The 13898-nt window shown below is 72.8% G+C and carries 12 protein-coding genes and 1 riboswitch; of the genes, 8 read left to right on the top strand and 4 right to left on the bottom strand.

Features of this window, described 5'->3' with window-relative positions:
- Positions 1-371: 371 nt before the first annotated feature.
- Positions 372-546: riboswitch (cyclic di-AMP (ydaO/yuaA leader) on the bottom strand.
- A gap of 340 nt (positions 547-886) precedes the next feature.
- Together ABT085_RS14520 and ABT085_RS14515 are read left to right on the top strand one after the other, a co-directional pair.
- Positions 887-2236: a transaminase gene (locus tag ABT085_RS14520; protein WP_351606358.1), complete on the top strand. Its 1350-nt coding sequence runs from the start codon at positions 887-889 to the stop codon at positions 2234-2236.
- Between the two features lie 55 nt (positions 2237-2291).
- Positions 2292-2732: an Lrp/AsnC family transcriptional regulator gene (locus ABT085_RS14515; protein ID WP_351606356.1), complete on the top strand. Its 441-nt coding sequence runs from the start codon at positions 2292-2294 to the stop codon at positions 2730-2732.
- A gap of 28 nt (positions 2733-2760) precedes the next feature.
- Here ABT085_RS14515 and ABT085_RS14510 read toward each other — a convergent pair whose 3' ends face one another.
- The 4 genes from ABT085_RS14510 to ABT085_RS14495 form a co-directional block, all read right to left on the bottom strand.
- Complete coding sequence (locus tag ABT085_RS14510; protein WP_351606354.1) at positions 2761-4551, bottom strand: NlpC/P60 family protein; 1791 nt, start codon at positions 4549-4551, stop codon at positions 2761-2763.
- 82 nt (positions 4552-4633) lie between these two features.
- A complete protein-coding gene (locus ABT085_RS14505; protein ID WP_351606352.1) occupies positions 4634-5686 on the bottom strand; it encodes an NAD-dependent epimerase/dehydratase family protein in 1053 nt (350 codons plus the stop codon).
- 93 nt (positions 5687-5779) lie between these two features.
- A complete protein-coding gene (locus ABT085_RS14500) occupies positions 5780-6883 on the bottom strand; it encodes a DUF6745 domain-containing protein (protein ID WP_502982727.1) in 1104 nt (367 codons plus the stop codon).
- A 47-nt stretch (positions 6884-6930) separates the two neighbouring features.
- The gene (locus ABT085_RS14495; RefSeq protein ID WP_351606347.1) at positions 6931-7257 is read right to left on the bottom strand and encodes a DUF8820 family protein; all 327 of its coding nucleotides are present in this window, start codon (positions 7255-7257) and stop codon (positions 6931-6933) included.
- Between the two features lie 169 nt (positions 7258-7426).
- Between ABT085_RS14495 and ABT085_RS14490 the strand changes: the two genes are divergently transcribed.
- From ABT085_RS14490 to ABT085_RS14465, 6 genes are read left to right on the top strand one after another with little or no spacing between them, the layout of a single operon-like run.
- Positions 7427-8383, top strand: coding sequence for an STM4015 family protein (locus ABT085_RS14490; RefSeq protein ID WP_351606345.1), 957 nt, complete (start codon positions 7427-7429; stop codon positions 8381-8383).
- Positions 8384-8393: 10 nt separating this feature from the next.
- On the top strand, positions 8394-9344 hold the full coding sequence (locus ABT085_RS14485) for an STM4015 family protein (protein WP_502982726.1): 951 nt from the start codon (positions 8394-8396) through the stop codon (positions 9342-9344).
- The gene (locus ABT085_RS14480) at positions 9325-10659 is read left to right on the top strand and encodes an STM4014 family protein (protein ID WP_351606339.1); all 1335 of its coding nucleotides are present in this window, start codon (positions 9325-9327) and stop codon (positions 10657-10659) included. Before ABT085_RS14485 ends, ABT085_RS14480 begins: the two co-directional genes overlap by 20 nt.
- Before the next feature lie 43 nt (positions 10660-10702).
- The gene (locus ABT085_RS14475) at positions 10703-11545 is read left to right on the top strand and encodes an STM4013/SEN3800 family hydrolase (RefSeq protein ID WP_351606386.1); all 843 of its coding nucleotides are present in this window, start codon (positions 10703-10705) and stop codon (positions 11543-11545) included.
- Positions 11542-12921 (top strand): STM4012 family radical SAM protein, encoded by a 1380-nt coding sequence (locus ABT085_RS14470; protein ID WP_351606336.1) that lies wholly within the window; start codon positions 11542-11544, stop codon positions 12919-12921. Before ABT085_RS14475 ends, ABT085_RS14470 begins: the two co-directional genes overlap by 4 nt.
- Positions 12922-12932: 11 nt before the next feature.
- The gene (locus ABT085_RS14465; RefSeq protein ID WP_351606334.1) at positions 12933-13790 is read left to right on the top strand and encodes an STM4011 family radical SAM protein; all 858 of its coding nucleotides are present in this window, start codon (positions 12933-12935) and stop codon (positions 13788-13790) included.
- Positions 13791-13898: the final 108 nt, after the last annotated feature.

Genomic DNA, 13898 nt, shown 5'->3' with positions numbered 1-13898 from the left:
CGGAATGGCGGCCGGGAGTTCCGGCACGGGCGCCGGTGCGGGGCGGGCCGACGGGGCGGGCATCCGGTCGGCGGGCAGCACGGCCGCGACGGTCGGGCCCGCGTTGGCGCGCGCTCCGTCGAACCACTTCCGGGCGACGGCGTCGAGGGCGGGGTCGGACGGCTTGCGCTGGGCGGGACGCGCCGGGCGGCCGGTCCTGCGGTCGCCGACCGACATCGCGCGGGTGGCGTTGTAGGTCCCCGAGTCGGTCTCCGCGCGGTCGTAGAGGGTGTTGATCCGCTGCCGGATCTCCTCGCCGCTGACCGCGTCCGACATACCGGGGAGGCCGAGACCTTCGGGGCGCTTGTCGCGTCCTGGCGCCATCGGCGACGTACTCCTTCCGTGCTCCGCCTACCGAGTTAGCTGTCGGGTTCGGGCGGAGGTTCCGGAAGGCGTGCCCTACGGCCCTTGCCCCGCAGGGCGGTTGGGCCGATTCACCCCAAAGGATCGGTTGGGTCCCCGGCTCCGGCGGCCGCAGTGGTTCACCGGACTCGGCGGAGGCAGCGCGGCCCGGCGGGATTCGCCGGAGGAACCGAGCGGCCTGGCGCCAACTTAGCTAATTTGTGCGGCTCGTGTGAAGGTTGAAGTGCGGTATGTCCGATACGTAATTGTGACCTTCATTTCCCTCCGCCGCTTTCCGGGCCGGAGGCGAAAGGGGTGCGGGTGGGGCGGCGGCCGTCGCGATCCGCGCCCCCGTCGGCCCGAGCGCTTCGAGCACTTCGATCGGCTCGACCAGCGCACGCGAATCCGTCGTCGCGACAATTGATTCCGTCGTCGAATCTTGAATCGGCATACGATTCAGTCGTACGCTCTGTGTGCTCATCCGTCGTCGCTCTACGAGGTAGTCATGGACCGCACCCGCCTTCAGCACCTCCTGGCCCGCGAGAGCGCCGAGGCCGACCGTCGCAACCCCCGCTCGAAGGCCGCCTATGCGCGGTCCGAGCATCTCTTCGGCCGGGTGCCGATGACCTGGATGAACAAGACCGCCGGTGCCTTCCCGCGCTATCTGGACACCGCGCGCGGCGCCAGGGTGACCGACATCGACGGGCACGAGTACATCGACTTCTGCCTCGGCGACACCGGCGCGATGGCCGGCCACTCGCCGGCGGTGGTGGCCGAAGCCGTCCGGCACCGCTTCGCCGAGCTGGGCGGCGCGACCGCGATGCTGCCCACCGAGGACGCCGAATGGGTCGGCGCGGAGCTGACCCGCCGCTTCGGGCTCACCCGGTGGAGCTTCTCGCTGACGGCGACGGACGCCAACCGCTGGGCCATCAGGCTCGCCCGCGCCGTCACCGGCCGCTCCAAGATCCTCGTGAACGGCTACAGCTACCACGGCAGCGTCGACGAGTCGCTCATCGTCGTCGGACCCGACGGCCTGGGCGCCGCCCGGCCCGGAAACGTCGGTGCGCCCTGCGACGTCACGCTGACCAGCCGGGTCGCCGAGTTCAACGACCTGGAGCGGCTGGAGCGCGAACTCGCCCACGGCGACGTCGCCGCCGTCCTGATGGAGCCCGCGCTGACCAACATCGGCATCGTGCTCCCCGAACCCGGCTACCTGGCCGGGGTCCGCGCCCTGACCCGGCAGTACGGCACCCTCCTCATCAACGACGAGACGCACACCTTCTCCGCCGGTCCGGGCGGCTGCACCGCGGCCTGGGACCTGGAGCCGGACGTCCTGACCATCGGCAAGGCGATCGGCGGCGGCATCCCCGCGGGCGCCTACGGCCTCTCCGCCGACCTGGCCGACCGGCTGCTGTCCCGCGCCGATCTCGACCTGGTGGACATGGGCGGGGTCGGCGGCACCCTCGCGGGCAACGCGCTGTCCGTCGCCGCGATGCGCGCCACCCTGGAACACGTCCTCACCGACGACGCCTTCACCCACATGTCCGAGCTGTCCGCGCGCTTCGAGGCAGGGGTGCGGGCAGGCATCGCCGCCCACGGCCTGCCCTGGTCGGTCAGCCGCCTCGGGGCGCGCACCGAGTACCGCTTCGCCGACCCGGCCCCGCGCACCGGCGCCGAGTCCGCGGCGGCCGGCGACACCGAGCTGGAGGACTTCCTCCACCTGTATCTCGCCAACCGCGGCATCCTGCTGACCCCGTTCCACAACATGGCGCTCATGTGCCCCGACACCACGGAGCAGGACGTGGACACCCACACCGGGCTGTTCGCCGCCGCCCTCGCCGAACTCGTCGGCTGACGTGCGCCGATAGGGTGGGCGCGAGCCGCCGGGCAGGAAAGGGGAACCAGCAGACGTGGACGAGATCGACCGGGCCATCCTGCGGGAGCTTCAGACCGACGGGCGTATCGCGTACGCCGACCTCGGCCCCAAGGTCGGCCTGTCCGCCTCCGCCGCCCGGCAGCGGCTGCAACGCCTGCTGGACTCCCGGGCGGTCCAGGTCGTCGGCGTGACCGACCCGATGGCCATGGGCGGTCAGGCCATGGCACTGCTCGGTATCGGCGTGGACGGCGACCCGCGCACGGTCGCCGACGCGCTCGCGGAACGGCCCGAGGTGGTCTACTCCGTACTCACCTCGGGCGGCTTCGACCTGTTCGCCGAGGTGGTCACGCCCGGCCCGAAGGACCTCCTGGACTTCGTCAACGACGTCGTCAGGCCGATCGACGGAGTCCGGCAGGTGCAGTCCTTCCCGTACTTCGGGATCCACACCCACCGGTTCCTGTGGGACGTCGGCTGACCCACCGTCGAAGGGCCGTGCGCCGGGCTCAGATACGGCGCACGGTGTGCAGCTTCGTGGCGTACGTGCCCGTGCCGTCGAGCAGCGACGCCCCGCCCAGGTCGGACATGGTGGGCCCGTTGACCGTCTTGCGGCTGGAGAGGAAGCGGCGCCGCCCGCCCGCGTCCTTGCCGAGGTAGATGCCGACGTGGTCGACGGTCACGGGACCGTTCGGGACGTCGTCGCCCGAGTCGGCGTTGAACAGCACCAGGTCACCGGGCTGGAGCTGCGCTGCGGCGGGCACGGTGGTGCCGTCGGTGCGGTCGACGACCACCCCGGGCGCGTAGTCGGCGATGTCCCGCGACTTGCGCGGGATCCGTTCGCCCGAGGTGTCCGCCCCGGCGGCCAGCGGCACGCCCAGGTGGTAGCCGTACACCATCCGCGTGTAACCCGAGCAGTCGAGGTTGCCCACCTGCTTGCTGGACGCCTTGACGTAGGTGCCGTCCGGGAAGGTCCAGCCCGTGTTCATGTACTCGTGGAAGTCGGCGCCTTCGAACCGGTAGCCCTGCGGGTCCAGGTAGCCGTACCCGGCCTCGCCCAGCACCTGCCTGTCCTGGGCGGGTCCGGCCCCGGCCGTGACGGCCGGAGCACCGCCGAGGAACATCGCGGCGTGGGCCAGGACGTCGGGAGCGCAGGAACCGGCCCAGCCGCGGATCGTCTGCTCCAGCTGCGCCGTCCAGGTTCCGTCGAACGGCTCCGGCAGCACCCGCACCCAGTCCCCGTGGGTGACGGTCGGCGGTGTCTCCCAGTTCGCGGCGTCCACCTCGTAGCGGCTGACGGTCAGGGTGACCGGCAGGTTCGTGCAGCCGGTGTTGGCCAGGGCGCGCAGGCCCACCCGGCCCTTGCCGAAGGTGGGGTCGGCGACGTCGGCGGACCATGCGGCCGGCTCGGCCGAGGCCGAACGCCAGGCCCTGGCCCGGATCCGGGTGCCCTCCCGCCGCACCCGGATCGTCCAGTCCGTCCCCGCGGGCACGCCCGTGGCGAGGGTGACGGCGGGGACCAGCTGGGTCACCGCGTCGTCGACCTCCTTCTCGACGCGCAGCTCGACCGCCCCCGAGGTCAGGAAGGACAGCCGGGCCCGGTAGTTGCTGTGGGTGGTCTGGTAGCCGAACGTCAGGCCGACGGAACAGGCCTGGCCGGTGGGCACCTTGTCGAACCGGACCGTGCAGCGGGCGTCGACGTCGGTGATCTCCTCGTCGTGCAGGCTGGCATGCCGGCTCGCGCCGTCGGTGGTGAGGCTGATCAGGCCGCTGCCCGGCACCACCGCGTAGTCGGTGTCCACCGGCCCCAGCGCGTACCAGCTGCCGCCGCCGGGAGAGGTGCCCCAGTACTTCCGGTCCTTCGGGTCCAGCGAGAGATCGGGCAGGGTGCGCTGGAAGTCGTCCGCGAAGGGCCGCTTGTTCTCCGCGAACGTGCGCTGCGGGCCGGGCAGGACGACCGTCCGCGCGCCCTGGGTGAGCAGCGCGACCCGCCTGCCGCCGGAGGTCACCTCGGTGCGGGCCGGAGTGCCCGGCAGCACCGTCGTGGTGAGCGGGGCGGCGAGCGTCGCCGCGGTGAAGTAGGAGGCGTCCAGCGGGGCCAGGGTCACCGAGGAACGGGCCGCGGACAGTCCGGCCGGACCCGGGAACGGCTCGACGTCCGCGAGGGCGCCGTTGCCGGCGGCCTGCGCCGGGGCCGTGGCCGCTCCGGCGAGCGGTACGGAGGCGGCGGAGGCCGCGAGGACGGCGAGGAGTCTTCGCCGAGAGGTGTGGGACGAGTTGTGGGACGAGTTGTGAGACATGAGGACCATGATCGCGTCCCGTCCCGACGTCCGTACAGCGCACCCCCGTTGGCAGCCACGATCCCCACCGTGGATTTCCGCCTCAGGCGTGCCGCTGCCGCAGCCATGCCTCGTAGTGCTCCAGCAGTGTCTCCTCGATCGGCCGGTAGACGATGCCCAGTTCGTGCACGCTGCGGCTGTTGTCGACCCGGAACCGGATGCCGAGGTGCTTGCGGATGTAGTCCTGCGTCAGCCCGAACGCCGGGCCCAGGATCCGCACCGGCCAGTGCGGCAGGGCCGTACGCGGCAGCCGCAGACCGCGCGGATGACGGGTGCGGATGATGCGGGACATCTCGTGGAACGACGTCATCGTCTCCGCGGCGACGATGTACCGGCCCTCGGCGGCGGGGTTCTCCGCCGCGGCGATGTGGGCGTCGGCCACGTCCCGCACATCGGCGGTGGTGAAGCTGAAGTCCGGTGCGCCGTACCAGAAATAGCCCTTGAACAGCTCGTCGAGCAGGAACAGACTGCCGGAGCGCGACGCCGGGGTGAGCGAGGGGCCGAGTATCAGGCCGGGGTTGACCGACACCATGCGCCAGCGGTCCTGCGCCGCCTCCGCGTCCCATGCCGCCCGCTCGGCGACGGTCTTGGCGTAGTGGTACGGGTTGTTGTCCACGGTGCTCGTGGTGTTGAAGTACTTCTCCGTCAGCACCTCGTCGTCCATGTCCCGTACATCGGCGTAGTCACCGAAGATCGCGCCGACGGTGGAGGTGAACACGAGCCGCTCGACCTCCGCGGTCCGCTCGATACTCCCGAGCACATTGCGGGTCCCCAGCAGGGCCGGGTCGACCATGTCCCGCCGGCCGTCCCTGATCTTCTCCGGCATGAGGAACGGCGACGCCACATGGAACACCACCCGGCAGCCGCGCATCGCCTCGTCGAACGAGTTCTCCACGAGCAGATCCGCCTCGAAGAGCTCCAACCGCCCGGGGAAGGCCTCCCGCATCTTCGCGAGCGGCCCCACCTTGGCGGCGTCCGCGGTGCTGCGGACCGTGGTGCGCACCCGGTAGCCGCGTTCGAGGAGCCGTCGCACGAGATGACTGCCCACGAACCCGGTTCCACCGGTGACCAGAACGCCCGCCGCCTCAGTGCCCACGTGCCGTCTCCTCGCTTGAGACTCCCGGTGTGTGCCGGGAGACGGCATGGATCATCGCCCGACACGCGCCGCGGGAACAGAGGTGCGACCGGATCAGGTCTCCCGCAGCGGCGCGTACGCCTCGGCCCCCAGGCCGAACGTCCACGCCACGCCCTCCCTGGCCTCCCGGGTCGTCGGCGGCACCCGCAACCAGTACGTGCGGTGCGTGCCGTCCGGCTCCGGTGTGGAGTTGACGACCTCCACCATCACGACCGGCTCGTCGCCGTCGAGTTCGACCCGCCAGAGCGTGCCGGTCTCGTCCTTGTGCACCGGACGGGCTCCGGAGTCGCTCAGATAGCGGTCATAGCCGTAGTACTCGAGCATGACCCGGCGCAGCTCGGCGTTCTCCTCGGCGCGGATCCGCTCCGGCGTCAGGGTGCGCAGCTCCTCGAGGAACGCGGCAGGCACCGGCATGCCACGCCAGGCGTGCAGCGCGAAGCCGTCAGGGAAGGCGAGAGCCGGGCCGTCGCCCCGGTCGAGCCGGCCGGCCTCGTCCCGGTGCAGGGCCACGGGCCGCTCGCACACCACCGCGACCTTCTCGAACGGCCACCACCAGCCGGCACTGCGGCACACCCGGGCCGGCCCGTCCAGCGCGGACCCGTCCGCGCTCAGAGCGGCGAGCCACGGCGCGTCGTGCTGGCCGAGCAGTGCGTCCAGCAGGATCAGCGTGATCTCCGTCTGCGCCTTCCGGTCGTCGCCGGCGAGGTCGTCCAGCACACCCCGGCGGATCCGCTCGACGAGGGCCTGCGTGGTGTCCCAGAGCCGGCCTCCGGTCGCCGACCAGTGGGCCGACCACCCCGCGGCCCCCAACCGCTCGTGCGCGGTACGGCGTGCGGCCGCCCAGGGCGCGTTGCGCACCGCCTCGCGTACGCTCGCCCCCCGGTCCGCGTCGGACAGGGCCCGTACCAGGGTCACGCCCTCGCGCGGGGAACCCGCCCACACCACCCGCTCCGGCGCGGCCAGTCCGGCCTGCCGGTACGCCAGCAGGATGCCCGCCTCCGCCTCGGCGCGGTCCGCGGGCTCGGCCGCGGCGGCGCACGCACGCCAGCCCCGGAGGGCGTCCACCGGCACCCCGCCCGTCCCGTCCACGTCCCCCGCCACCAGGTCTGCCGCCACTGCCGTCACTGCCGTCTCTCCCACCGTGCGTACGTCCGTCATCCGCTCCCGCTCCCCGCTCGTCACGCTCACCCGGCCCACCGCGCCGCTCAGTCGGCCACGAGCCGCACGGAACCCGGTACGTACTCCCGCTGCCGGATCACCCGGAACCACCCCTTGGGCAGCGTGATCGCCGCATGCTCCTCGTGCACGACCCGGCCGCCCTCCGGCAGATGCAGCAACAGCGGCCCGAACGACCCCGGCTCACGAACCAGTTCGCCCGGACCGACCACCGCGTGGGCATGGCCGGTCACCTCGCCCAGGGCCAGCACGAGCCGGCCCCGCGTGTCCCGCGCCTCCTTCGGCGCCTGCGGCACATGGGACGGCACGGTCTCCTCCGCGACGGGCACGATCAGCACGTCTCCCTGCCGGTACACGGCTCTCCCCTCCGCCCGGTGCTCGGCGCACCGGACTCCATGCACAGACCGTACGGACGGCCACTGACAACGGGCCGCGGCCGACCCTGCCGAGGCGTGCTGTCAGTGCCTGTTGGTAGAACTGCTGCGCACCGCCCACCGCATCCGTTGCACGTCAGGAGCAGCCCGCATGACCATCGGCCAGCACTTGCAGGAGTTTCACGGCCTGCCCGCCTTCGACTTCCCCGAGGCCGACGCGACGACGGCGCTGCCCGAACCCGACTCCGTCGCCTGGCGGGTCAGCGGCAGCGTCTACGACGCCGAGGAGGAGTGGACGGCGGCCTTCGAGCGCTTCTGTTCCGCGGTGGACACGACCCGGGTGCGCGCGCTGATCGTCGGCGCCTGGACGGAGGCGTACGACAGCGCCTCCACCGAGGTCGTGGAGGCGCTGCTGGCCGCCCGTGACCGGCTGCCCGCCCTGCGCGGCCTGTTCCTCGGCGACATCGTCTACGAGGAGTGCGAGATCTCCTGGATCAACCAGACCGATGTCACCGGCCTGTTGACCGGTTTCCCCGAGCTGGAGGAGTTCGGCGTACGCGGCGGGACGGGCCTGCGGCTGGAGGCGTTCAACCACACCGCGCTGCGCAGACTGACGGTCCAGACCGGCGGGCTGCCCGTCCGCGTGGTGCGCGGCATCGGCGGCAGCGAACTGCCCGCGCTGGAGCACCTCGACCTCTGGCTGGGCACCTCCTGGTACGGGGCCGACACCGAGCCCGCCGACCTGGAGCCGATCCTGTCCGGAGCCCGGCTGCCGCGCCTGCGGCACCTGGCGCTGCGCAACAGCGAGATCCAGGACGAGGTCGCCGCGGCCGTGTCGTCCGCCCCGGTGGTGGCCCGCCTGGAGGTGCTGGACCTGTCCATGGGCACCCTGGGCGACGACGGCGCGGCCGCGCTGCTCGGGGGGCAGCCGCTCACCCACCTGAAGCGGCTCGACCTGCACCACCACTACCTGAGCGAGCCCGTCCAGCAGCGGATACGGGAGACGCTCGAACCCGCGGGCGTCGAGCTGGACCTGGACAGCGACAACCCCGACGAGGACCGCGACGAGGACGGTACGGTGCACCGCTACGTCGCCGTCGGTGAGTGACCGGATGCGCATGGGCTACTACCCCTCACATCTGACGTCCTTCCGCAGCCTGCCCGTGCACACCTTCGTCCCGGCCGGTGACGCCCGCCCCGCTCCCCGGCCGGCGGCCGATTCGGCCGCCTGGAGACTGGCCGCCGACTGGGACACGCCGTTCGAGCGCGTCTGGCGCGGCTTCCTGGACGAGGTGCGCACCGAGGACGTCGTCGCCGTCGTCGTCGGACCCTGGTGGACGGAGTGGGACGAGGACGGCATCGACCCGGTCCTCGAACTGCTCGCGGCCGAGGCCCACCGGTTCCCGCGGCTGCGGGCGCTGTTCCTCGCGGACGTGGAGTCCGAGGAGTCGGAGATCTCCTGGATCAAGCAGGGCACCGTCACCCGCGTGCTGCGCGCCTGGCCCGAGCTGGAGGAGCTGGGCATACGCGGCGCCGACGACCTGGTGGTCGAGCCGCTGCGGCACGACGCGCTGCGCACCCTGCGGATCGAGTCCGGCGGTCTCGCCCCGGATCCCGTACGCGCCCTGGGCGGCTGCGAGTTCCCGGCCCTGCGCCGTCTCGAGCTCTGGCTCGGGACGACCTGGTACGGCGGCGACTGCGAGGTGGCGGACGTCGAATCGCTGCTGGCCGCCCTGGGACGCTGCCCGGACCTGCGTCACCTGGGCCTGCAGAACAGCGACATCCAGGACGGGATAGCGGCGGCGGTGTCGGCCGCGCCGGTCGTCGCGGGACTCCGCTCCCTCGATCTCAGCATGGGCGCGCTCGGCGACGAGGGCGGCGCCGCCCTGCTGTCCGGACAGCCGCTGACCCACCTGAGCTCGCTCAGCCTGCGCCACCACTTCATGACCGGGGAACTGGTCGGGCGGCTGCGGGAGTCGCTGGAGCCGCACGGCACGGACCTCGACCTCACCCCGGCCACCCGCCGAAGCCGTGGGGTGGAGGGACGCTATGTCGCCGTCGGCGAATGAGGCGGGACCGGCGCACCGCGCCGGTCCGCGCCTCGCGGTCGTCGGCAACCCCGAGAACCGCCGGGTCGCGCTGTTCGGCGCGGCGGTCGCCGGGTTCGGGCTGCCCGAGCCGCGTGTCGTGTCCTGGGAGGAAGTGCTGCGTTCGGGCGGGGCCGGCTTCGCCGCCGACGAGGTGGTCCGCATCGACTCGCCCGGCGAGAACCCGGCCGTCGACCGCCTGCTCCGGGGCACCGGGGACCCGACCCGGGTCGAGGGCTCGGCACGCTGGTACGCGGGCTTCATGAGCGCGGTGCGCACGCTGCGCGGCGGCCGCCGCCTCGACGACCCGGACGAACTGGCGGTCCTGTTCGACAAGCGGCGCTGCCACGCCGTGCTGAATGCGGCGGGAGTCCCGGTTCCCGCTTCCCCCACCTCGGCGGAGGGGCCGCGGGAGGCGGTACCTGTGGCGGTGCGCGGCTGGGACGACGTACGGGCGCTGATGCGCGCACACCGGATGCCGAGGCTCTTCGTCAAGCCCGCGCACGGCTCGTCGGCGTCCGGGGTGCTCGCCGTCGAGACGTCCGGCGCCGGACGGATCAGGGCCACCACCTCCGTCGAACTCACCCCGGACGGGCGGCTGTTCAACTCCCTCAAGATCCGCCGCTACGAACGGGAGCGGGACGTCGCCGCGATCGTGGACGCTCTGGCCCCGGACGGCCTGCACCTCGAACGCTGGTATCCCAAGGCCTCCCAGCGGGGCCGGGCCGCCGATCTGCGGGTCGTCGTGGTGGCCGGCCGGGCCACCCACGCCGTGGTCCGCACCAGCGCCTCGCCGCTGACCAATCTGCACCTCGGCGGCAGCCGCGGCGACCTCGACGAGGCCCGTGCGGCAGTCGAGGCGGCCGGAGCCCGCTGGACGGAGGTCCTCGACGTGTGCGAACGGGCCGCGGCCTGCTTCCCGAACACCCTGTGCGTGGGCGTCGACCTCCTGCCGGCGGTCGGCTGGCGGCGGTTCGCGGTCGGCGAGGTCAACGCCTTCGGCGACCTGCTGCCCCGGCTGACCGGCCTGCCGGGCAGCGGAGCGGAGGGCCGCGACACCTACGCGGCCCAGGTGGCCGCGATCCTGCGCCACCCGCCCCCCATAGCCTCGGCCGCCACAGCCACAGCCACAGTCACTGCCACTGCCACAGCGGCGGCCCGGCTCGCGAGGCAGGCCGCACCGTACGACCGGCTCAACCCGCAGGACCCGCAGGACCCGCAGCACTCGCAAGACCCGCAAGACCCGCAAGACCCGCAAGACCCGTACAGAACAGGAACCACCGATGTCAGCGCCTGAACCGACGCCCCCGCCGCACCGCACGGCCACGAGCGACCCCGACATGAACGAGATCGTCGGCAGCCACGACATCCTGCTCGTCACGCTGGACACCCTGCGCCACGACGTCGCCGCCGAACTGGCCGCGGCCGGCCGCATCCCCAACCTGGCCCGTCATCTCCCCGACGGCCGCTGGCAGCGCCGGCACGCCCCGGGGAGTTTCACGTACGCCTCCCACCAGGCGATGTTCGCCGGCTTCCTGCCGACGCCCGCCGAACCCGGCCCGCACCCCCGGCTGTTCGCGGCGAGCTTCGCGGGCAGCGAGACCACCGCCGAGCGCACCTTCGTCTACGACACCCCGGACTTCGTCTCCGGCCTGGCCGAGGCCGGGTACCACACGGCGTGCGTCGGCGGAGTCGGCTTCTTCAACAAGCAGGGCCCGCTGGGCTCGGTCCTGCCCGGACTCTTCCAGGAGTCCCACTGGGAGCCGGAGTTCGGCGTCGCGTCACCCACCTCCTTCGAGAACCAGGTGGCCTGCGCCGAGCGGCTGATCCGCGAACTTCCCCATGAGCGGCGCCTGTTCCTGTTCGTCAACGTGGCCGCACTGCACCAGCCCAACTGGTTCCACCTGCCCGGCGCCACCAAGGAGGCGGGCGACTCCCGCGAGACGCACGCCGCCGCCCTGGAGTACGTGGACCGGCACATCGGCCGCCTGTTCGCCGCCGCGAGCAGCAGACGCCCCTGCTTCGCGATCGTCTGCTCCGACCACGGCACCGCGTACGGCGAGGACGGCTACACCGGTCACCGCATCGGCCACCCGTCCGTCTGGACCGTGCCCTACGCCCACTTCCTGCTCGATCCGGCGTCCGCCCCGACGCCGTCCGCCCCGACGGAGGCCACCCGATGACCGCCGTGACCGGCCCCCGCCCGCGCCCCGAAGCCGCGCGGCACGTCAGGCCGTACCAGAGCTACGTCTACGCCTACCCGCACAAGACGGCCTACCGGAAACTGGCCGACCGCCCCCGGCTGCGCACGCTCTGGGCGGCGGAGCCGAAGGACACCCTCTCGCTCTACCTCCACATACCGTTCTGCGAGGTCCGCTGCGGCTTCTGCAACCTGTTCACGCGCATCGGCGCCCCGGACGGCCTGACCGGCGCCTACCTGGACGCCCTGGAGCGGCAGGCGACCGCCGTGCGTGACGCGCTCGGCGGCTCGGAGCCCGTCCGGTTCGCCACCGCGGCCTTCGGCGGCGGCACCCCGACCTTCCTCACCGCCGCCGAGCTGGAGCGGCTGTGCGACATCGCCGAACACCGCATGGGCGCCGACCTGCGGGCCGTACCGCTCTCGGTGGAGGCCTCGCCCGCCACGGCGAGCGCCGACCGGCTGGAGGTACTGGCCGCCCGCGGCACCACCCGCCTGAGCCTGGGCGTGCAGAGCTTCGACGACACCGAGGCCCGGGCGGCCGTACGCCCGCAGCGCCGGGCCGACGTCGAGGCGGCCCTCGGCCGGGTCCGCGACGCCCGGATACCCGTGCTCAACATCGACCTGATCTACGGCATCGACGGCCAGACGGACGAGTCCTGGCTGCGCTCCCTGGACGCGGCCCTGGCCTGGCGGCCGGAGGAGCTGTACCTCTACCCGCTCTACATCCGCCCGCTGACCGGCCTGGGCCGCCGCGCGGGCGACGCCGACCCGGCCTGGGACGCGCAGCGCCTGCGGCTGTACCGGGTGGGCCGCGACCACCTTCTCGCACACGGGTACGAGCAGCAGTCGATGCGTATGTTCCGGCGCGCGGACGCCCCGCCCCAGGGCACGGACGACTACGCCTGCCAGACCGACGGCATGATCGGGCTGGGCTGCGGCGCCCGTTCCTACACCGCGGGCCTGCACTACTCCTTCGACTACGCCGTCGGCATGCACGAGATCCGCTCCATCATCGACGACTACGTCTCGCGGCCCGCCGCCGACTTCGCCCACGCCGAGTACGGCCGCCCGATGGACTCCGACGAGGCCCGCAGGCGCCATCTGCTCCAGTCGCTGCTCCAGGCGGAGGGACTGCGGCTCGCCGACTACGCCGACCGGTTCGACGGGCGCACCCCCGCCGACGACTTCGGCCCCGAACTGGCGCGCTTCGCGTCCCTGGGCTGGCTGGAACCCGTCGGCCCGAGCGCGTCCGCGACACTGCGCCTGACCCCGGAGGGCCTGGCCCACTCCGACGCGATCGGACCCGAGCTGTTCTCCCCGGCCGTACGGGCCGCCATGGCCGCCTACGAGAGGAAGTGAGGGCGCACCCGATGGACCTGACCCTGCTCTACCGCGGCCCGCTGGCCTCCTGCGACTACGACTGCCCGTACTGCCCCTTCGCCAAGCGCCGCGACAGCCGGGAGCAGCTGCGCGCGGACCGTGCCGCCCTGGAACGGTTCGCCGCCTGGGCCGCGGACCGCACCACCGACCGCCTCTCGCTGCTGTTCACCCCGTGGGGCGAGGGCCTGGTCCGGTCCTGGTACCGGCGCACCCTGACCGAGCTCTCCCATCAGCCGCACATCAGCCGCGTGGCCATCCAGACCAACCTCAGCTGCCGCACCGACTGGCTGGCGGACGCCGACCCCGACACCCTCGCCCTGTGGTGCACGTACCACCCCGGCCAGACCCCGTACGAGCGCTTTCTCGCCAAGTGCCGTGAACTGGTCCGGCTCGGCGTGCGCTTCAGCGTCGGCATCGTCGGGCTGCCCGAGCATCTGGAGGCCGCCCGGCGGCTGCGCGCCGAACTGCCCCCGCACGTGTACCTGTGGGTCAACGCCGCGGAGGGCCACACCTACGACGACGCCCAGGCCGACCTCTGGACCGAACTGGACCCGCTGTTCCCCTACAGCCGCCGTCCGCACGCCAGCGCGGGCCTGCCGTGCCGCACCGGGGAGTCCGTGATCTCCGTCGACGGCGACGGCACCGTCCGCCGCTGCCACTTCGTCCGCGCCGAACTGGGAAACCTCTACGACGGCTCCTACCGCGAGGCCCTGCGCCCGCGCCCCTGCCCCCTCACCGCCTGCGACTGCCACATCGGCTACGTCCACCTGGAGACCCTGCCGCTGTACGACGTGTTCGCGGGCGGCGTCCTGGAACGCATCCCGGCGGTCACCGCCGGCGCCGGGTAGCACCCGGGACGTCCGCACCCCGGGCGGTCCGGCTTGCGGTCCGGGCCGCCCGGACGGCAGGGTTCGGGAGTGTGCCCACCTTGCTGATCGTGCATCACACGCCCTCGC

The organism is Streptomyces sp. NPDC002265, assembly GCF_040296125.1.
Classification (GTDB): domain Bacteria; phylum Actinomycetota; class Actinomycetes; order Streptomycetales; family Streptomycetaceae; genus Streptomyces.
The sequence above is the reverse complement of the archived record's forward strand: the minus strand, read 5'-3'. Positions and strand labels throughout refer to the sequence as shown.

Excerpts from the sequence above, each read along its gene's own strand:
- ABT085_RS14490 (WP_351606345.1), top strand. The coding sequence starts at position 7,427 with ATGACCATCGGCCAGCACTTGCAGGAGTTTCACGGCCTGCCCGCCTTC.
- ABT085_RS14520 (WP_351606358.1), top strand. The coding sequence starts at position 887 with ATGGACCGCACCCGCCTTCAGCACCTCCTGGCCCGCGAGAGCGCCGAG.
- ABT085_RS14475 (WP_351606386.1), top strand. The coding sequence starts at position 10,703 with ATGAACGAGATCGTCGGCAGCCACGACATCCTGCTCGTCACGCTGGAC.
- ABT085_RS14470 (WP_351606336.1), top strand. The coding sequence starts at position 11,542 with ATGACCGCCGTGACCGGCCCCCGCCCGCGCCCCGAAGCCGCGCGGCAC.
- ABT085_RS14480 (WP_351606339.1), top strand. The coding sequence starts at position 9,325 with ATGTCGCCGTCGGCGAATGAGGCGGGACCGGCGCACCGCGCCGGTCCG.
- ABT085_RS14510 (WP_351606354.1), bottom strand. The coding sequence starts at position 4,551 with ATGTCTCACAACTCGTCCCACAACTCGTCCCACACCTCTCGGCGAAGA.
- ABT085_RS14485 (WP_502982726.1), top strand. The coding sequence starts at position 8,394 with ATGGGCTACTACCCCTCACATCTGACGTCCTTCCGCAGCCTGCCCGTG.
- ABT085_RS14500 (WP_502982727.1), bottom strand. The coding sequence starts at position 6,883 with ATGACGGACGTACGCACGGTGGGAGAGACGGCAGTGACGGCAGTGGCG.
- ABT085_RS14465 (WP_351606334.1), top strand. The coding sequence starts at position 12,933 with ATGGACCTGACCCTGCTCTACCGCGGCCCGCTGGCCTCCTGCGACTAC.